General features: G+C 71.3%; 13 protein-coding genes. 9 read left to right on the forward strand and 4 right to left on the reverse strand.

Annotation, left to right across the window (positions count from 1 at the left end; genetic code table 11):
• Positions 1-742: 742 nt before the first annotated feature.
• The gene (locus ACZ4V6_RS03625) at positions 743-2104 is read right to left on the reverse strand and encodes a glutamine synthetase family protein (protein WP_403517900.1); all 1362 of its coding nucleotides are present in this window, start codon (positions 2102-2104) and stop codon (positions 743-745) included.
• Positions 2105-2411: 307 nt separating this feature from the next.
• Here ACZ4V6_RS03625 and ACZ4V6_RS03630 point away from each other — a divergent pair, with 307 nt between their 5' ends.
• From ACZ4V6_RS03630 to ACZ4V6_RS03640, 3 genes are all read left to right on the forward strand, one after another.
• A complete protein-coding gene (locus ACZ4V6_RS03630; RefSeq protein WP_467822127.1) occupies positions 2412-3077 on the forward strand; it encodes a DUF3105 domain-containing protein in 666 nt (221 codons plus the stop codon).
• A complete protein-coding gene (locus ACZ4V6_RS03635; RefSeq protein ID WP_467822129.1) occupies positions 3074-3700 on the forward strand; it encodes a DUF305 domain-containing protein in 627 nt (208 codons plus the stop codon). Before ACZ4V6_RS03630 ends, ACZ4V6_RS03635 begins: the two co-directional genes overlap by 4 nt.
• 81 nt (positions 3701-3781) lie before the next feature.
• Positions 3782-5536, forward strand: a complete 1755-nt coding sequence (locus ACZ4V6_RS03640) for an NAD+ synthase (RefSeq protein ID WP_467822131.1) — start codon at positions 3782-3784, stop codon at positions 5534-5536.
• 46 nt (positions 5537-5582) lie between these two features.
• Here ACZ4V6_RS03640 and ACZ4V6_RS03645 read toward each other — a convergent pair whose 3' ends face one another.
• Entirely contained in the window at positions 5583-6029 is a 447-nt protein-coding gene (locus ACZ4V6_RS03645) for a VOC family protein (RefSeq protein ID WP_467822133.1), read from the reverse strand.
• Positions 6030-6224: 195 nt separating this feature from the next.
• Between ACZ4V6_RS03645 and ACZ4V6_RS03650 the strand changes: the two genes are divergently transcribed.
• Positions 6225-9218, forward strand: coding sequence for a bifunctional [glutamine synthetase] adenylyltransferase/[glutamine synthetase]-adenylyl-L-tyrosine phosphorylase (locus ACZ4V6_RS03650; RefSeq protein WP_467822135.1), 2994 nt, complete (start codon positions 6225-6227; stop codon positions 9216-9218).
• A 552-nt stretch (positions 9219-9770) separates the two neighbouring features.
• On the opposite strand, the gene ACZ4V6_RS03655 is transcribed toward ACZ4V6_RS03650, so the two are convergent.
• Together ACZ4V6_RS03655 and ACZ4V6_RS03660 are read right to left on the reverse strand one after the other, a co-directional pair.
• Complete coding sequence (locus ACZ4V6_RS03655) at positions 9771-10634, reverse strand: phosphatase PAP2 family protein (RefSeq protein ID WP_467822137.1); 864 nt, start codon at positions 10632-10634, stop codon at positions 9771-9773.
• A gap of 84 nt (positions 10635-10718) precedes the next feature.
• Positions 10719-11753 carry a LacI family DNA-binding transcriptional regulator gene (locus ACZ4V6_RS03660; RefSeq protein ID WP_467822138.1) on the reverse strand — a complete coding sequence of 345 codons (1035 nt, stop codon included), beginning with the start codon at positions 11751-11753 and terminating at the stop codon, positions 10719-10721.
• 379 nt (positions 11754-12132) lie between these two features.
• Between ACZ4V6_RS03660 and ACZ4V6_RS03665 the strand changes: the two genes are divergently transcribed.
• The 5 genes from ACZ4V6_RS03665 to ACZ4V6_RS03685 all read left to right on the forward strand — a co-directional run bounded on the left by ACZ4V6_RS03665 (position 12133) and on the right by ACZ4V6_RS03685 (position 18804).
• Complete coding sequence (locus ACZ4V6_RS03665; protein WP_467822140.1) at positions 12133-13401, forward strand: extracellular solute-binding protein; 1269 nt, start codon at positions 12133-12135, stop codon at positions 13399-13401.
• Positions 13402-13517: 116 nt separating this feature from the next.
• Positions 13518-14522, forward strand: a complete 1005-nt coding sequence (locus ACZ4V6_RS03670; protein ID WP_467822141.1) for a carbohydrate ABC transporter permease — start codon at positions 13518-13520, stop codon at positions 14520-14522.
• 13 nt (positions 14523-14535) lie between these two features.
• The gene (locus ACZ4V6_RS03675; RefSeq protein WP_467822143.1) at positions 14536-15447 is read left to right on the forward strand and encodes a sugar ABC transporter permease; all 912 of its coding nucleotides are present in this window, start codon (positions 14536-14538) and stop codon (positions 15445-15447) included.
• 150 nt (positions 15448-15597) lie between these two features.
• Entirely contained in the window at positions 15598-17280 is a 1683-nt protein-coding gene (locus ACZ4V6_RS03680; protein WP_467822144.1) for a glycoside hydrolase family 13 protein, read from the forward strand.
• A 150-nt stretch (positions 17281-17430) separates the two neighbouring features.
• Positions 17431-18804: an alpha-amylase gene (locus ACZ4V6_RS03685; RefSeq protein ID WP_467822146.1), complete on the forward strand. Its 1374-nt coding sequence runs from the start codon at positions 17431-17433 to the stop codon at positions 18802-18804.
• Positions 18805-18862 lie beyond the last annotated feature (58 nt).

The following is an 18862-nucleotide window of genomic DNA, read 5'->3' on the forward strand; positions in this document are numbered from 1 at the left end:
GCGGGGTCCGCCACCCGTGGACGGCTCTGCCGGCCGCGGCAGCCGCAGCTGTGAAGACCCTGGCCATCGCATGGCGGGCCACATCCAAGACCGCTGGTGCAGGACCGAGGCCGATTCCGGCGGGAAGTCCCGCCGCGTGAGGGCGGAGCGGGCACGGATCGGGCCTGCGCTATCGCGCCCGATGCATCGGCCCGGACGGAACCGGGAAGAGCAAGTCCTTCCGCGACGGACAGAAACGGCTGGCCAATCAGTGGCTCGCCCGCATCGAGGCGGACATGCCGCGGGGCAGTACCTGGACCCTTCTGTCGGCCGCGTGACGTTTCGGCAGTGCGCCGAGAAGCGGCTGACCGCGCAGACCACCGCAATGGCGACGCGCGAGTCGGTCGAGTCTGCTATTCGCGGCCACGCGATCCCTTGTCTCGGACCGCGTCCGCTTGGGTCCTTCAAGCCGGAGCACATCCGGGATTGGCTGAGTCAACTGGAGAGGGCCGTCCCGGCGTCGTCCTACCGGTGCGTGATCTATAACTCGGAGGCGGGTGCGGACTGCGGCAAGGGGAAATCTTCGGGCTGCCAGTCGACGGCATCCGTTTCGATTCCGGCTGGCAGCACGTTGCGAATCAGGTGAAGGTGACAAAGGAGGGGCTCGTGGACGGCCCAGGGCCGGTGAGACGCCATGGGGCCGACGGTCCGCGACCGTCGGCCCCATCCGCTGGATCGGTGGAGAATCTGCTCTGACCAGCCCCTACAGCACCGGCAGCGACTTGCGCAGCTCGAACGCGGTGACCTGCGACCGGTACTCCTCCCACTCCTGCCGCTTGTTGCGCAGGAAGAAGTCGAAGACGTGCTCGCCGAGGGTCTCGGCGACCAGGTCGCTGTGTTCCATCAGGGCCAGGGCCTCGCCCAGGTTCTGGGGGAGCGGCTCGATGCCCAGGGCGCGGCGTTCGGCGTTGGACAGGGCCCACACGTCGTCCTCGGCGCCCGGCGGGAGCTCGTAGCCCTCCTCGATGCCCTTGAGGCCGGCGGCCAGCAGGACCGCGTAGGTCAGGTACGGGTTGGCGCCGGAGTCGATCGAGCGGACCTCGACGCGGGCCGAGCCGGTCTTGCCGGGCTTGTACATCGGGACGCGGACCAGCGCCGAGCGGTTGTTGTGGCCCCAGCAGATGTAGGACGGGGCCTCGCCGCCGGCGCCGGCCGTGCGCTCGCTGCCGCCCCAGATGCGCTTGTACGAGTTCACCCACTGGTTGGTGACCGCCGAGATCTCCGCCGCGTGCCGCAGCAGGCCCGCGATGAAGGAACGGCCGACCTTGGAGAGCTGGTACTCGGCGCCCGACTCGTAGAAGGCGTTGCGGTCGCCCTCGAAGAGCGAGAGGTGCGAGTGCATGCCCGAGCCCGGGTACTCCGAGAACGGCTTCGGCATGAAGGTGGCCTGGAGGCCCTGCTCCAGCGCCACCTGCTTCATGACCAGGCGGAACGTCATGATGTTGTCGGCCGTGGACAGCGCGTCGGCGTAGCGCAGGTCGATCTCCTGCTGGCCGGGGGCGCCCTCGTGGTGGGAGAACTCCACCGAGATGCCCATCGACTCCAGCATCGTGATCGCCTGGCGGCGGAAGTCCATGCCGATGTTCTGCGGGGTGTGGTCGAAGTAGCCGGAGTTGTCGGCGGGGGTGGGGACCGTGCCGTCGACCGGCTTGTCCTTCAGCAGGAAGAACTCGATCTCGGGGTGGGTGTAGAAGGTGAAGCCCTGGTCCGAGGCGCGGGCGAGGGCGCGCTTGAGGACGTAGCGCGGGTCCGCGAAGGACGGGGAGCCGTCCGGCATGAGGATGTCGCAGAACATGCGCGCCGTGCCGGGCGCCTCCGCGCGCCAGGGCAGGATCTGGAAGGTCGACGGGTCCGGCTTGGCGATCATGTCGGACTCGTAGACCCGGGCGAAGCCCTCGATCGCGGAGCCGTCGAAGCCGATGCCCTCGTCGAAGGCCTGCTCCAGCTCGGCCGGGGCCACGGCCACGGACTTGAGGAAGCCCAGCACGTCCGTGAACCACAGGCGTACGAACCGGATGTCGCGCTCCTCGAGCGTCCGGATCACGAACTCCTGCTGCTTGTCCATCTTCCGCTTCCCCATCCTTGCTGGTCAGGCCGCCTGTCTCCGGTACAGCGGAAGGCGGTCGGGCACCTGAGCATCACACCACAGCACCGTTTCGTACGCGTTGCGGACCTCGGCCGGCCGGCCGGTCCCGGCCCGAACACCACCGGACCGCGTGTACCGCTCACCCGCAGCGTAGAGGCCGCGTGTTCGATCGGGCCATTCCTGGGCCCCGCAGCGTCAGATCATGTTTCCTCCCTACGAAAGAGCCCTCCCGCACCATTACGATCAGCGCACTCACCGCCCCCTCCTTCCCAGAAGGGCACACCCCATGGGTTCCGCCAACAAGAGCAGCAGCACGGCGCGGCAGACACGCATAGCGGAGATGCGACGCGCCGAGGAGGCCCGCGACCGCCGGAACCGGATCCTCGCGATCGGGATCAGCGTCGTGGTCGTCGCCGGCCTCGTCGTCGGCGGTGTCGCCCTCGTGCGCTCGCAGTCCGACTCCGACGACACGGCGGCCACCGACTCCAAGACCTCCGGCGCGTTCGCCGCCGGCGAGGACGGCGTGCGGACCTGGCAGGGCACCCTCTCCCGCAACCACGTCGCCGAGAAGGTGACGTACCCGGTCGAGCCCCCGGTCGGCGGCGACCACAACCAGGTCTGGATGAACTGCGACGGCGACGTCTACACCAAGCCGCTGAACAACGAGAACGCCGTGCACTCGCTGGAGCACGGCGCGGTCTGGGTGACGTACACCGACAAGGCGCCGAAGGCCGACGTCGAGAAGCTGGCAGCCAAGGTCAAGAAGACGCCTTACTCGCTGATGAGCCCCGACGACAAGCAGAAGGACCCGATCGTGCTGTCCGCCTGGGGGCACCAGCGCACGGTGACCGGCGCCGACGACCCGAACGTGGACAAGTTCTTCGAGAAGTTCGTCCAGGGCGAGCAGACCCCCGAGCCGGGCGCCGCCTGCACCAACGGGCTGTCGCAGTGACACCGAGGCGGGCCGGCTGGATCGCGGGGGCGGCCGCGGCGGTCCTCGTCGCGGCCGGCGCCATCACCTACGCGGTCGCCGGCGACGACGGCGGGGACGGCGTCCCCTCCGCCGACTCGGCGGACGCCGGGTTCGCGCGGGACATGTCGGTGCACCATCAGCAGGCCGTGGAGATGTCGTACCTCATGCGCGACCGCACCGAGGACGAGGAGGTGCGGCGGCTCGCCTACGACATCGCGCAGACCCAGGCCAACCAGCGGGGAATGATGATCGGCTGGCTCGACCTGTGGGGGCTGCCGAAGGTGTCGTCCGACCCGCCCATGACCTGGATGGGCATGGGGGACGCGCCGTCGGCGGGGGAGGGCTCGCTGATGCCCGGGATGGCCACCGACGCCGAGATGAAGAAGCTCGCCGGCCTGAGCGGCAGGCAGGCCGAGGTCTACTACCTCCGGCTGATGACCGAGCACCACAAGGGCGGCGTCCACATGGCCGAGGGCTGCGCCGCCCGGTGCACGGTCGGCGTGGAGAAGCGGCTGGCCCGGGGGATGGTGGAGTCGCAGGAGTCGGAGATCCGGCTGATGGCGGACCTGCTGGCGGAGCGCGGGGCGAAGCCGGAGGCGTGACGCCGGGAACGGCGACGGTCCCTTGACGCCCGAAAGCGCATCACCCCCCCATAGCGTCGGACTGACGATTAAGCTGGCCGTGTGCCTCAGCTACGACTCGCCCTGAACCAGATCGACTCGAGCGTCGGCGACATCGCCGGGAACGCGGAGTCGGTCGTCCGCTGGACCCGGCACTCCGCCGAGCGGGGAGCCCACCTCGTGGCCTTCCCGGAGATGGTGCTGACCGGGTACCCCGTCGAGGACCTGGCCCTGAGGTCGTCCTTCGTGGAGGCCTCCCGCGCGGGCCTGCGCTCGCTCGCGGCGCGCCTCGCCGACGAGGGCCTCGGCGGGCTGCCCGTGGTCGTCGGTTATCTCGACCGCTCGGCGACCGCCCGGCCGAAGTACGGCCAGCCGGCCGGCGCCCCCCAGAACGCGGCGGCCGTGCTGCACGGCGGCGAGGTGGTGCTGAGCTTCGCCAAGCACCACCTGCCGAACTACGGCGTCTTCGACGAGTTCCGCTACTTCGTCCCCGGTGACACCCTGCCGGTGCTGCGGGTGCGCGGCGTCGACGTCGCCCTCGCCATCTGCGAGGACCTGTGGCAGGACGGCGGCCGGGTGCCGGCCGCGCGCTCGGCGCGGGCCGGGCTGCTGCTCTCCGTCAACGCCTCGCCCTACGAGCGCGACAAGGACGACACCCGGCTGGAACTGGTCCGGGGACGCGCCCGGGAGGCCGGCTGCACCACCGCCTACCTCGCCATGACCGGCGGGCAGGACGAGCTCGTCTTCGACGGCGACTCCATCGTGGTCGGCGCCGACGGCGAGGTCGTGGCGCGGGCCCCGCAGTTCTCCGAGTGCTGCGTGGTGCTCGACCTCGACCTGCCCGCCGCGGCCGCGGACGCGCCGTCCGGCGTGGTGGACGACGGACTGCGCATCGACCGGGTCGTCCTGTCCGAGGACCCCGTACCGGCCTACGAACCCGAGCCGACCGGCGGCTGTGCCGAGCGGCTGGACGACGACGAGGAGGTCTACTCGGCCCTCGTCACCGGCCTGCGCGCGTACGTCACCAAGAACGGCTTCCGCTCGGTGCTGGTCGGCCTGTCCGGCGGCATCGACTCCTCGCTGGTCGCGGCGATCGCCTGCGACGCGCTCGGCGCGGAGAACGTGTACGGGGTGTCGATGCCGTCGAGGTACTCCTCCCAGCACTCCGAGGACGACGCGGCGGAGCTGGCCCGGCGCACCGGCCTGAACCACCGCACCGTGCCGATCGAGCCGATGTTCGACGCGTACCTGGGCGCGCTGGGGCTCACCGGCCTCGCGGAGGAGAACCTCCAGTCGCGCCTGCGCGGCACGACGCTGATGGCGATCTCCAACCAGGAGGGCCACCTCGTCCTGGCGCCCGGCAACAAGTCGGAGCTGGCGGTGGGCTACTCGACGCTGTACGGCGACTCGGTGGGCGCCTACGGCCCGATCAAGGACGTCTACAAGACCTCGGTCTTCCGCCTGGCCGAATGGCGCAACCGGGCGGCGCGGGAGCGCGGGCGGACCCCGCCGGTCCCCGAGAATTCGATCACCAAGCCCCCGAGCGCCGAACTGCGTCCGGGGCAGGTCGACACGGACTCCCTGCCGGACTACCCGGTGCTCGACGCGGTCCTCGAGCTGTACGTCGACCGGGACCGGGGCGCGGACGAGATCGTCGCCGCCGGGTACGACCGGGAGCTGGTGACGAAGACGCTGCGGATGGTGGACGCCGCGGAGTACAAGCGGCGCCAGTACCCGCCGGGCACCAAGATCTCGGCGAAGGGCTTCGGCAAGGACCGCCGCCTGCCGGTCACCAACCGCTGGCGGGAGACGGGCTGACGGGCGGGGGACGGGCTGACGGGGGACCGGGCCCGCCCCGGGGGTGCTACGGCTGCCGCTTCAGGTCCGCCAGCACCCGGTGCAGCGGCTCGGTCCCCCGGCGCCGGTACTCCTGGATCGCCCAGCCGTTGCCGTCGGGGTCCTCGAAGTACATGAACGTGGCGCCGTCGTCCGGGGCGTACCGCACCGGCTCGGAGACGTCCAGGCCGCGCCCCACCAGCTCCGCGCGGGCGGCCTCGATGTCGGCGACGCACAGCTGCAGACCCTGGTACGAACCGGGCTCCGGCCGGGTCTCTCCCCGTGCCATGTCCCAGATGGCGTCGCCGAGTGCGATCGAGCAGCCGGAGCCGGGGGGCGTCAGCTGGACGATCCGCATGCCCGGCATCACCTCCTGGTCGATGTCGACGTGGAAGCCGACCCTGTCCCGGTAGAAGTCCCGGGAGCGGTCGACGTCGGTCACGGGCAGCGGGATCACTTCGAGGGTGAAGTCCATGCCCTCACCGAAGCCGATGGCGGCCCGCCGCGCCACCGAAACGGCGGAATCCCGGCGCGCGACGGCGCCCGGAGCGCGGCCGGCGCCGTCCGCGCCTGCGCCGGTCCGCGGCTCCCCGGTTACCCTCAAGGCCGTACGACCTTGATCCGACGGGGGCCGGTCCCACCGGTCCCGCAGGTCCGACAGGAGGCCGAGATGACGGCGCCGGGGCGCAGGAGCAGTACCTTCACGCGACTGCTGCGGCACGGTTTCACCGATCCCTCGGCCGCCGAGCGGCTGCTGGACGGCGTGGAGCTGGCACCGGTCCGCAACGACCCGGTCCTGCTGGAGGCGCTGGGCGCCACCGCCGACCCGGACCTCGCCCTGCACGGCCTGGTCCGGCTGCTGGAGGCGCAGCCCGACCCCACCGCGCGCCGGGAGCTGCTGGACACCCTGATAGCGGCCAAGCCGCTGCGCGACCGCCTCCTCGGCGTGCTCGGCGCCTCCGAGGCGCTCGCCGACCACCTCGCCCGGCACGCCGGCGACTGGCAGGCCCTCGTCACCTACGAGCCGCGTGACCTGCACCGCGGGGTCGAGGAGTTCGAGCGCGGCCTCGCCGGGGCCGGCGACCCCGTCTCGCTGCGCGTCGCCTACCGGCGCTGCCTGCTGTCCATCGCCGCCCGCGACGTGTGCGGCACCATCGACGTCGCCGAGACCGCCGCCGAGCTGGCCGACCTCGCCACCGCCACCCTGCGCGCCGCCCTCCGGCTCGCCCAGGAGGCCGCGCCCGAGGACGCCGCGCTGTGCCGGCTGGCGGTGATCGCGATGGGCAAGTGCGGCGGACACGAGCTGAACTACGTCTCCGACGTCGACGTCATCTTCGTGGGGGAGGCGGCCGGCGAGGCCGACGAGAGCAAGGCGCTGCGGGCCGCGACCTCCCTCGCCTCGCACATGATGCGGATCTGCTCCGAGACGACCGTCGAGGGCTCCATCTGGCCCGTCGACGCCAACCTGCGCCCCGAGGGCCGCAACGGCCCGCTGGTGCGCACCCTCAGCAGCCACGTCGCCTACTACCAGCGCTGGGCCAAGACCTGGGAGTTCCAGGCGCTGCTCAAGGCCCGCCCGGTCGCCGGCGACCCGGCCCTCGGCGGCGAGTACGTCGCCGCCCTCCAGCCCCTGGTGTGGCAGGCCGCCGAGCGCGAGAACTTCGTCGCCGACGTGCAGAAGATGCGCCGCCGGGTGGTGGAGAACATCCCCGTCGCCGAGGTCGACCGCCAGCTCAAGCTGGGCCCGGGCGGCCTGCGCGACGTCGAGTTCGCCGTGCAGCTGCTCCAGCTCGTGCACGGCAGGGCCGACACGTCCCTGCACAGCGGCACGACGCTGGACGCGCTGACGGCCCTCGCCGCGGGCGGCTACGTCGGCCGGGCGGACGCCGCCCAGCTCGACGAGGCGTACCGCTTCCTGCGCTCCATGGAGCACCGCATCCAGCTCCACCGGCTGCGGCGCACCCACCTCGTGCCCGAGGACGAGGCCGACCTGCGGCGCCTCGGCCGTTCCCTCGGTCTGCGCAACGACCCGGTCACCGGGCTGCTGCGCGAGTGGAAGCGGCACGCCGCCGTCGTACGCCGGCTGCACGAGAAGCTGTTCTACCGGCCGTTGCTCGACGCGGTCGCCCAGCTGACGCCGGGGGAGACCCGGCTGCGCCCCGACGCGGCCCGCGAGCGGCTGGTCGCCCTCGGGTACGCCGACCCGGCCGCCGCCCTGCGGCACCTGGAGGCGCTGGCCTCCGGCGTCACCCGCAAGGCCGCGATCCAGCGGACCCTGCTGCCGGTGCTGCTGGGCTGGTTCGCCGACTCCGCCGACCCCGACGCGGGCCTGCTCAACTTCCGCAAGGTCTCCGACGCGCTCGGCAAGACCCCCTGGTACCTCCGGCTGCTGCGGGACGAGGGCGCGGCGGCCGAGAACCTCGCCCGGGTGCTGTCCGCCGGACGGCTCGCGCCCGACCTGCTGATGCGGGCGCCCGAGGCCGTGGCGCTCCTCGGCGACGGCGACTCCGGGGGACTGGCGCCGCGCGGCCGGGCCCAGCTGGAGCAGGAGGTGCTCGCCGCGGTCCGTCGCGCCGACGGCGCCGTGCAGGCGGTCACCGCGGCGCGCGGGATGCGGCGCCGCGAGCTGTTCCGTACGGCCGCCGCCGACATCGTCGGCTCCTACGGCACCGAGGCGCACCCCGTCGAGGCCGACCAGGGCGCCCTGGTGGACCGGGTCGGCGCCGCGGTGTCGGACCTGACGGCGGCCACGCTGGCCGGCACCCTGCGGGCCGTGGTGCGCGAGGGCTGGGGGGACACCCTGCCCACCCGGTTCGCGATCATCGGCATGGGCCGCTTCGGCGGGCACGAGCTGGGCTACGGCTCGGACGCCGACGTGCTGTTCGTGCACGAACCCCGGGACGAGGTCGACGAGCGGGAGGCCGCGGACGCCGCGAACAAGGTGGTCGCCGAGATGCGCCGCCTGCTCCAGGTGCCCAGCGCCGACCCGCCCCTGATCGTCGACGCCGACCTGCGCCCGGAGGGCAAGTCCGGACCGCTGGTGCGCACGCTCAAGTCGTACGCGGCCTACTACCGGCGCTGGTCGCTGACGTGGGAGTCGCACGCGCTGCTGCGGGCCGAGTTCGTCGCCGGCGACGAGGACCTGGGGCGGCGGTTCACCGAGCTGGTCGATCCGCTGCGGTACCCGGCGCGCGGGCTCTCCGAGGAGGCGGTACGGGAGATCCGCCGGCTCAAGGCCCGCATGGAGTCCGAGCGGCTGCCGCGCGGCGCCGACCCCAAGCTGCACGCCAAGCTGGGGCCGGGCGGCCTGTCCGACGTGGAGTGGACCGTGCAGCTGATGCAGCTGCGGCACGCCCACGCGGAACCGGGCCTGCGCACGACCAGGACCCGGCAGGCCCTCGCGGCGGCGACCGCGGCGGGGCTCGTCTCCGAGGAGAACGCCGCGACCCTCGACGAGGCGTGGGTGCTGGCGACGCGGGTGCGCAACGCGGTGATGCTGGTGCGCGGACGGGCCGGCGACACGTTCCCGACCGACCCGCGCGAACTGGCGGCCGTGGGCCGCTACCTGGGCCACGGCTCCGGCCACGCGGGCGACATGCTCGACGAGTACCGCCGCACGGCCCGCCGCGCCCGCACGGTGGTGGAGGACCTGTTCTACACCTGACCGGCCCGCCCCGGATGGCGTCCCACCGGGTGGTGCAGCCGATCGAGGAGCCGGAATCCGCAGGACGGCAACGGTGGCTCCGCGCGACCCGGCGCTCGACTCGCCTCAGCGGGGCGGCTTGCGGTCCGCCACCTCCACGAAGATCGCCCGGGCCCTGCATCGGAACGCAGGACGCCTGATCCCCTGCACCACGACGTGGGACACGACCCCGCCCCGCCCCCGCCGCGGCTGCGGGCAGTCGTGCCTCCCCCAGTGCCTGAACGGCCTGGGAGGCACCCCCAGGGGCGGCACGGGCGGGCGCTGGGGGCACCCCTCCTCCGGGGGAGGCACCCCGGCAGCGCCGGGCCACGCCTCTCACCCCCGGGCGCCAACGCCCCGCACCCTCAGGCGCGCGTGGGCGCCCACGCCCCCCGTCGCGGCCCGCCGCCCGGCACCACCCGGGGCAACGCGTACGGCAGGCTCCCGCACCAGACCCGGACCACCGCGTAACCGAAGGCCAGGCACAGCACGCCCCCCACCGCTCTCACCCCCGGGCGCCAACGCCCCGCACCCTCAGGCGCGCGTGGGCGCCCACGCCCCCCGCCGCGGCCCGCCCCCCGGCACCACCCGGGGCAACGCGTACGGCAGGCTCCCGCACCAGACCCGGGCCACCGCGTAACCGAAGGCCAGGCACAGCACGCCCCCCACCGCGTCCAGCCAGAAGTGGTTCGCCGTGGCCACGATGACCACCAGCGTGAGCACCGGATACACCAGCCCCAGCACCCGCACCCACGGCACCGAGGCCAGCGCGAAGATCGTCAGCCCGCACCACACCGACCACCCGATGTGCATCGACGGCATCGCGGCGTACTGGTTGGACATGTTCTTCAGGTCCCCGGACGCCATCGACCCCCACGTCTGGTGGACCATCACCGTGTCGACGAAGCGCCCGCCGTTCATCAGCCGGGGCGGGGCGAGCGGATACAGGTAGTAACCGAGCAGGGCCACGCCCGTCGTAGCGAAGAGGACCAGACGGGTCGCCGCGTACCGCCCCGGATGGCTGCGGTACAGCCAGACCAGCACGCCCAGCGTCACCACGAAGTGCAACGTGGCGTAGTAGTAGTTCATGCCGACGACCAGCCAAGTCACCGAGTTGACGGCGTGATTGACCGTTTCCTCCACGGCGATGCCGAGTTGCCGCTCGGTCCGCCAGATCCAGTCGGCGTTGCGCAGCGCCTGTCCCCGCTGCTCCGGCACGGCGTTGCGGACGAGCGAGTACGTCCAGTAACTGAGCGCGATCAGCAGGACCTCGAACCACAGGCGGGGCCGACGCGGTGTGCGCAGCCGGCGCACCAGGCTCCGCCCCGCCCCCTCCGTGACGGGGTGCGGAACGCCCTCTTCCGAGCGCTCCGGAGTCCTCGTGGTCACGTCACCCATAGGCATGAAGTCTGCCAGAAAAGCCCTGTCCCACCGATCATCCCCCCGGAGGATCCGCAGCGCATCCGGCCGCCGCGGGAGGGCTCAGGGGCGGTTCCGCTCGCCCGGTGCCGAGGCGGTCGAACCGCGCACCACCAGCTCCGGCATGAACACGAACTCGCTGTGCGGCGCGGGCGTCCCGCCGATCTCCTCCAGCAGCGTGCGCACCGCCGCCTGCCCCATCGCCGGGACCGGCTTGCGGACGGTCGTCAGCGGCGGGTCGGTGAAGGCGATCAGCGGGGAGTCGTCGAAGCCGACGACCGAGACGTCCTTGGGCACGTCCAGCCCGCGCTGCCGGGCCGCCCGTATGGCGCCCAGCGCCATCATGTCGCTGGCGCAGACCACGGCCGTGCAGTCCCGTTCGATGAGCGCGCCGGCCGCCGCCTGGCCGCCCTCCAGGGTGTAGAGGGAGTGCTGGACGAGTTCCGTCTCCACGGTCCGCGCGTCGAGGTCCAGTTGTTCCTGGACGGTGCGGACGAAGCCCTCGATCTTGCGCTGCACCGGCACGAACCGCTTCGGGCCGAGGGCCAGCCCGATGCGGGTGTGGCCCAGCGAGACGAGGTGGGTGACGGCGAGGCTCATCGCGGCGCGGTCGTCCGGCGAGATGAAGGGCGCCTGCACCTTCGGCGAGAAGCCGTCGACGAGGACGAACGGCACGCCCTGCGCGCGCAGTCGCTCGTAGCGCTCCATGTCGGCGGTGGTGTCGGCGTGCAGTCCGGAGACGTAGATGATGCCGGCGACCCCGCGGTCGACCAGCATCTCCGTCAGCTCGTCCTCCGTGGAGCCGCCCGGGGTCTGGGTGGCGAGGACCGGCGTGTAGCCCTGGCGGGTCAGCGCCTGGCCGATGACCTGGGCCAGGGCCGGGAATATCGGGTTCTCCAGCTCCGGGGTGATCAGCCCCACCAGGCCCTCGCTGCGCTGCCGCAGCCGCACGGGGCGCTCGTAGCCCAGGACGTCGAGGGCGGCGAGCACGGACTGCCGGGTGGTGGCGGCGACGCCGGGCTTCCCGTTGAGGACGCGGCTGACCGTCGCTTCGCTCACGCCCGCCTGGGCGGCGATGTCGGCAAGCCGTGTGGTCACAGAGGTGGACTGTACCTGTCGAACGGCGCCTTGCACACCGACCGGGCGCCGTGACCGGCCTGTCGGACGGCCCAACGCGGGCTGCTGCGTCATCGCGCTCCCTCGAGAAAGTGGTGGCAAGAGCTTGCAGAGTCTTGCACAACCGGCCCGATACCGCTCGCGGCCTGTAAACAAGCGTCTCACGACGGTCGCCAGGAGGTCACGCACGGATAACTTCGGAGATCTCTTGCACTTTTTTGCAGCAAGACCTTTCGCCGCGCTTACATCGCTGTTACGTTCACGTCGCCCGACGGCGGCAACGACGCGGTCGGTGACGGCAGGAGCGGCGGACGGGCCCGCGACCCTGCACCACACGGGCTTTCACCCTCAAGGAGAACTCATGCGGCGTGGCATAGCGGCCACCGCTCTGGTGGCGTCCCTCGCCCTCGCGGCGACGGCGTGCGGCGGGGACGACAGCGACAGCGAGTCCGGCGGACCGGTCACCATCACCTACTGGGACACCTCCAACGCGACCAACGAGGCGCCGACCTACAAGGCCCTGGTCAAGGAGTTCGAGGCCGCCAACAAGGGCATCAAGGTCAACTTCGTCAACGTGCCCTTCGACCAGGCCCAGAACAAGTTCGACACCGCCGCCGGCTCCAAGGGCGCCCCGGACGTGCTGCGCTCCGAGGTCGGCTGGACCCCCGCCTTCGCCAAGAAGGGCTTCTTCCTGCCGCTGGACGGCACCGAGGCCCTCGCCGACCAGGCCGAGTTCCAGCCGAACCTGATCGAGCAGGCCAAGTACGAGGGCAAGACCTACGGCGTGCCGCTGGTCACCGACACCCTCGCCTTCGTCTACAACAAGGCCCTGTTCGAGAAGGCCGGCGTCCAGGCCCCCAAGACCTGGGACGACCTGAAGAAGGCCGCCGCCACCATCAAGGACAAGACCGGCGTCGACGGCTTCTGGGGCTCCACCGCGGGCTACTACGCGCAGCCGTTCCTCTACGGCGAGGGCACCGACACGGTCGACGCCGACGCCAAGAAGATCACCGTCAAGTCGCCCGCGGCCAAGAAGGCCTACGGCACCTGGCTGAGCCTGTTCGACGGCAAGGGCCTGCACAAGGCCGACACCACCGCCGACGCCTACGCGCACATCCAGGACGCCTTCGTCAACGGCAAGGTCGCCTCGACCATCCAGGGCCCGTGGGAGATCACCAACTTCTACAAGGGCTCCGCGTTCAAGGACAAGAACAACCTCGGCATCGTCACCGTCCCGGCCGGCTCCACCGGCAAGGCGGGCGCCCCGACCGGCGGCCACAACCTGTCGGTCTACGCCGGTTCGGACAAGGCGCACCAGGAGGCGGCGCTGAAGTTCGTGAACTTCATGACCTCGGCGAAGGCCCAGGAGACCGTCGCCCTGAAGAACTCCACGCTGCCGACCCGCGACGACGCCTACACCGACAAGGTCAAGGCCGACCCGGGCATCGCCGGCTACCAGACGGTCCTGCCGGCCGCCCAGCCGCGCCCGGCCCTGCCGGAGTACAGCTCCCTGTGGACCCCGCTCGACGACGAGCTGCCCCAGATCGCCGGCGGCAAGAAGTCCCTCGACGAGGGCCTGGGCGACGCCGAGACCGCGATCACCAAGCTGGTGCCGGACTTCGCCAAGTGAGTCCGTGTGGCCGCCGGGTCCCCACACCGGGGGAGGGGACCCGGCGGCCACCGCCCGAGGCCGTCCAGCGGCGTCGTACCCCTTGATCCTCCAGCTGCTCCCGAAGGTGTCGAACCATGACAGTCGCCATCGACCGCGCGACCGGCAAGCGCCGCGGTGACCGCACCCCGCGGCCCGGCCTCGGCCGGCGTCTGAGAGACGGATACCAGAAGCACTGGTACGCCTACGCGATGATCGCGCCGGTGGCCGTCGTGCTCGGCGTCCTCGTGCTGTACCCGCTGGCGTACGGCCTCTACCTCACGCTCACCGACGCCAACAGCCTCAACTCCGCGCGCACCATCGGCGTCAACCACATCGACGCCACCTACAAGTTCATCGGCCTGGACAACTACGCCGACATCCTGTGGGGACCGACGGCGTACGACCGGTTCTGGTCGCACTTCATCTGGACGATCGTGTGGACGGCGCTCTGTGTCGGCCTGCACTACTTCATCGGCCTCGGCCTCGCCCTGCTGCTCAACCAGAAGCTGCGCGGACGCACCTTCTACCGGCTGATCCTGGTCCTGCCGTGGGCCGTGCCGACCTTCGTCACCGTCTTCGGCTGGCGCTTCATGCTCGCCGACAGCGGCATCATCAACTCCGCCCTCGGCGCCCTGCACCTGCCCACGCCGCTGTGGCTGGAGGACGTCTTCTGGCAGCGGTTCGCCGCGATCATGGTCAACACCTGGTGCGGTGTGCCGTTCATGATGGTCTCGCTCCTCGGCGGCCTGCAGTCCATCGACGCCAGCCTGTACGAGGCCGCCGAGATGGACGGGGCCAACGCCTGGCAGCGGTTCCGCTACGTCACCCTGCCGGGGCTCAGGTCCGTCAGCTCCACCGTCGTGCTGCTCGGCATCATCTGGACGTTCAACCAGTTCGCCGTGATCTTCCTGCTCTTCGGCAACACGGCCCCCGACGCCCAGATCCTCGTCACCTGGGCGTACCAGCTCGGCTTCGGACAGCAGCCGCGTGACTTCGCGCAGTCCGCCGCCTACGGCATCCTGCTGCTGGCCATCCTGATCGTCTTCACCTCCTTCTACCGCCGCTGGCTGAACCGCAATGAGCAGCAGCTCGCGAACTGAGGCAGGAGCCACCATGAGTACCACCACCGTGCCGACCAAGGCTCCGGCCGACCAGGCCCCCGCCCCCGCCGCGCCGGAGCGCCGGGTGCGGAGCCGGAGCGAACGCAGCCGTGGCGCGTCCCTCGCCTCCCACGGCATCCTGATCGTGGCGAGCCTCGTCGCGCTCTTCCCGATCGCCTGGCTGGTCTACCTGTCCCTCGGTCCGGACAAGGACGACTACCTGCACCCCGGCGGCATCTGGTCGAAGATGACCTTCGACAACTACGCCTTCGTGCTCCAGCACACCAGCTTCTTCGACTGGCTGAAGAGCTCGCTGATCGTCTCGCTGGGCACCACGGTGATCGGCGTCATGGTCGCCGCCACCACCGGCTACGCGGTCTCCCGGATGCGCTTCCCGGGCTACCGGAAGCTGATGTGGGTCCTGCTGGTCACCCAGATGTTCCCCATCGCGGTGCTGATCGTGCCGATGTACCAGATCCTGTCCGAGCTCCAGCTCATCGACAACTACCTGGGTCTGATCCTCGTCTACTGCTCCACCGCGGTGCCCTACTGCGCGTGGCTGCTCAAGGGCTACTTCGACACCATCCCGTTCGAGATCGACGAGGCCGGCCGGGTCGACGGACTGAACCCCTTCGGCACCTTCTTCCGGCTGATCCTCCCGCTCGCCAAGCCCGGCCTCGCGGTCGCCGGTTTCTACAGCTTCATCACGGCCTTCGGCGAGGTCGCCTTCGCGTCGACGTTCATGCTGAGCGACACGAAGTACACCTTCGCCGTCGGACTCCAGAGCTTCGTCAGCGAGCACGACGCGCAGCGCAACCTGATGGCGGCCACCGCCGTGCTCGTCGCGATACCCGTCTCCGCGTTCTTCTACCTGGTGCAGAAGAACCTGGTGACCGGCCTCACCGCCGGCGGCACGAAGGGCTGACGCCCGCCCCACCGACTCCCGCGCCCCACCGCGCGGGTGGCGGCCGCGGTGCCCATCCGACCCCGCCGGCACCGCGGCCGCCTCGTCCCCCGTCGCCGGACACCACCGCGCATCCATGACCCGAACCGCCCCGTTACGTACAAGGACGCCATGAGCCAGCAGCCTTCCGCCGCACCGGCCCCCACCTCCGTCACCGCCACCGTCACGAGGCGCCGCGACTGGTGGCGCGACGCGGTCATCTACCAGGTGTATCCGCGCAGCTTCGCCGACAGCAACGGCGACGGCATGGGCGACCTGGAGGGTGTCCGCACCCGCCTGCCGTACCTGCGAGACCTGGGCGTGGACGCCGTGTGGCTCAGCCCCTTCTACGCCTCACCGCAGGCCGACGCCGGCTACGACGTCGCCGACTACCGGGCCGTCGACCCCATGTTCGGCACCCTCCTGGACGCGGACGCGCTGATCCGCGACGCCCACGGGCTGGGCCTGCGCATCATCGTCGACCTGGTCCCCAACCACTCCTCCGACCAGCACGAGTGGTTCAAGCGCGCCCTCGCCGAGGGCCCCGGCTCCCCGTCGCGCGACCGCTACCACTTCCGCCCCGGCAAGGGCGAGAACGGCGAGCTGCCGCCCAACGACTGGGAGTCCATCTTCGGCGGCCCCGCCTGGACCCGGGTCACCGAGCCCGACGGCACGCCGGGGGAGTGGTACCTGCACCTGTTCGCCCCCGAGCAGCCCGACTTCAACTGGGAGCACCCGGCCGTCGGCGACGAGTTCCGCTCCATCCTGCGCTTCTGGCTGGACATGGGCGTGGACGGCTTCCGCATCGACGTCGCCCACGGCATGGTGAAGGCCGAGGGCCTGCCCGACCTGGGATCGCACGAGCAGCTGAAGCTGCTGGGCAACGATGTCATGCCGTTCTTCGACCAGGACGGCGTCCACGACATCTACCGCCAGTGGCGGCTCATCCTGGACGAGTACAGCGGCGAGCGCATCTTCGTCGCCGAGGCGTGGACCCCGACCGTCGAGCGCACCGCCAACTACGTCCGCCCCGACGAGCTGCACCAGGCGTTCAACTTCCAGTACCTGGGCACCCACTGGGACGCCGAGGAGCTGCGCGAGGTCATCGACCGCACGCTGGACGCCATGCGCCCGGTCGGCGCCCCGGCCACCTGGGTGCTGTCCAACCACGACGTCACCCGGCACGCCACCCGCTTCGCCAACCCGGCCGGCCTCGGCACCCAGATCCGCCTGGCCGGCGACCGCGAGCTGGGCCTGCGCCGGGCGCGTGCGGCCACCCTGCTGATGCTGGCGCTGCCCGGCTCGGCCTACGTCTACCAGGGCGAGGAGCTGGGCCTGCCGGACGTCGTCGACCTGCCCGACGAGGTCCGCCAGGACCCGGCGTACTTCCGCGGCGCCGGCCAGGACGGCTTCCGCGACGGCTGCCGGGTGCCGATCCCGTGGACGCGCACGGGATCGTCGTACGGCTTCGGCGACGGCGGCAGCTGGCTCCCGCAGCCCGCCGAGTGGGGCGAGCTGAGCGTCGAGGCCCAGACCGGCGAGCCCGGCTCGACCCTGGAGCTGTACCGCGCCGCGCTGGCCGTCCGCCGCGAGCACGCCGACCTGGGGGCGGGCGACGCCGTGGAGTGGCTGCGGGCGCCCGAGGGCGTCCTCGCCTTCCGGCGCGGTGAGTTCGTGTGCGTCGCCAACACCACCGGCGAGTCGGTGACGGTGCCCGCCCACGGCCGCGTGCTGCTGGCCAGCGGCGAGGTGACCGAGGCGAACGGCGAGGCGAAGGTGCCGGCCGACACGACCGTGTGGTGGACGACGGCCTGACGGCCGCCGCCCGACGGAGGTCCGGAAAGAATCTTCGGTCGATCTCGTACGGCCCGCTGCCCTTCGGGGCGGCGGGCCTTTACCATCTGCGTCACCCCAACCTTGCTGAAGCTTTCAGCAAGAACCTTCAACGAAGAAGGAACTCCCCGCATGGCACGCAGAGCCCTCACGGGGGCCGTCGCTCTGGCGGCGGCCGCCCTTGTCATGAGCCCAACGAACGTGCAGGCCTCCCCGCCCGGCACCAAGGACGTCACCGCGGTCCTCTTCGAGTGGGACTTCGCCTCCGTCGCCAAGGAGTGCACCACCACCCTGGGCCCCGCCGGGTACGGCTACGTCCAGGTCTCCCCGCCCGCCGAGCACATACAGGGCGGGCAGTGGTGGACGTCGTACCAGCCCGTCAGCTACAAGATCGCGGGCCGGCTCGGCGACCGCGCGGCCTTCCGGAACATGGTGAACACCTGTCACGCGGCCGGGGTGAAGGTCGTCGCCGACGCCGTGGTCAACCACATGTCCGCGGGCGGCGGCACCGGCACCGGCGGCTCGTCGTACGGCAAGTACGACTACCCCGGGCTGTACTCCTCGTACGACTTCGACGACTGCACCGCGCAGATCGGCAACTACCAGGACCGGTACAACGTCCAGCACTGCGAACTGGTCGGACTCGCCGACCTCGACACCGGCGAGGAGTACGTCCGCGGGAAGATCGCCGGGTACCTGAACGACCTGCTCTCCCTCGGCGTGGACGGCTTCCGCGTCGACGCGGCCAAGCACATCCCGGCCGCCGACCTCGCGAACATCAAGTCCCGGCTGTCCAACCCCTCCGTGTACTGGAAGCAGGAGGTGATCCACGGAGCCGGCGAGGCCGTCCGGCCCACCGAGTACACCGGCAACGGCGACGTGCAGGAGTTCCGGTACGCCTACGACCTCAAGCGCGTCCTCAACGACGAGAAACTCGCCTACCTCAGGAACTACGGCGAGGGCTGGGGCTACCTGAGCAGCGGCGTCTCCGGTGTCTTCGTCGACAACCACGACACCGAGCGCAACGGCTCCACGCTCAGCTACAAGGACGACGCCCGCTACACCCTGGCCAACGTCTTCATGCTGGCCTGGCCCTACGGCGCCCCCGACGTCAACTCCGGCTACGAGTGGTCCAGCGCGGACGCCGGGCCCCCCGACGGCGGCCGGGTGAACGCCTGCTGGCAGGACGGCTGGAAGTGCCAGCACGCCTGGCCGGAGATCAGGTCGATGGTCGCCTTCCGCAACGCCGTGCGCGGCCAGGCGGTCACGAACTGGTGGGACAACGGCGACGACGCCATCGCCTTCGGGCGCGGGAACAAGGGCTACGTCGTCATCAACCACGAGGCGGGCGCGCTGACCCGCACTTACCAGACCTCGCTGCCGGCCGGGACGTACTGCGACGTCCAGGGCGACAGGCCGGTGACCGTGAACGGCTCCGGCCAGTTCACGGCGACGCTGGGGGCCGACACGGCGCTCGCGCTGTACGCGGGCAGGGCCGGCTGCTGACCGGCCGCTGAGCACGGGACGCGAGCAAGGGCCGTGAAATTCCTTTCCGTTACTTTCA

The organism is Streptomyces sp. NPDC029152, from assembly GCF_055564355.1.

Excerpts from the sequence above, each read along its gene's own strand:
- ACZ4V6_RS03625 (WP_403517900.1), bottom strand. The coding sequence starts at position 2,104 with ATGGACAAGCAGCAGGAGTTCGTGATCCGGACGCTCGAGGAGCGCGAC.
- ACZ4V6_RS03630 (WP_467822127.1), top strand. The coding sequence starts at position 2,412 with ATGGGTTCCGCCAACAAGAGCAGCAGCACGGCGCGGCAGACACGCATA.
- ACZ4V6_RS03645 (WP_467822133.1), bottom strand. The coding sequence starts at position 6,029 with ATGGACTTCACCCTCGAAGTGATCCCGCTGCCCGTGACCGACGTCGAC.
- ACZ4V6_RS03650 (WP_467822135.1), top strand. The coding sequence starts at position 6,225 with ATGACGGCGCCGGGGCGCAGGAGCAGTACCTTCACGCGACTGCTGCGG.
- ACZ4V6_RS03655 (WP_467822137.1), bottom strand. The coding sequence starts at position 10,634 with ATGGGTGACGTGACCACGAGGACTCCGGAGCGCTCGGAAGAGGGCGTT.
- ACZ4V6_RS03665 (WP_467822140.1), top strand. The coding sequence starts at position 12,133 with ATGCGGCGTGGCATAGCGGCCACCGCTCTGGTGGCGTCCCTCGCCCTC.
- ACZ4V6_RS03670 (WP_467822141.1), top strand. The coding sequence starts at position 13,518 with ATGACAGTCGCCATCGACCGCGCGACCGGCAAGCGCCGCGGTGACCGC.
- ACZ4V6_RS03675 (WP_467822143.1), top strand. The coding sequence starts at position 14,536 with ATGAGTACCACCACCGTGCCGACCAAGGCTCCGGCCGACCAGGCCCCC.
- ACZ4V6_RS03680 (WP_467822144.1), top strand. The coding sequence starts at position 15,598 with ATGAGCCAGCAGCCTTCCGCCGCACCGGCCCCCACCTCCGTCACCGCC.
- ACZ4V6_RS03685 (WP_467822146.1), top strand. The coding sequence starts at position 17,431 with ATGGCACGCAGAGCCCTCACGGGGGCCGTCGCTCTGGCGGCGGCCGCC.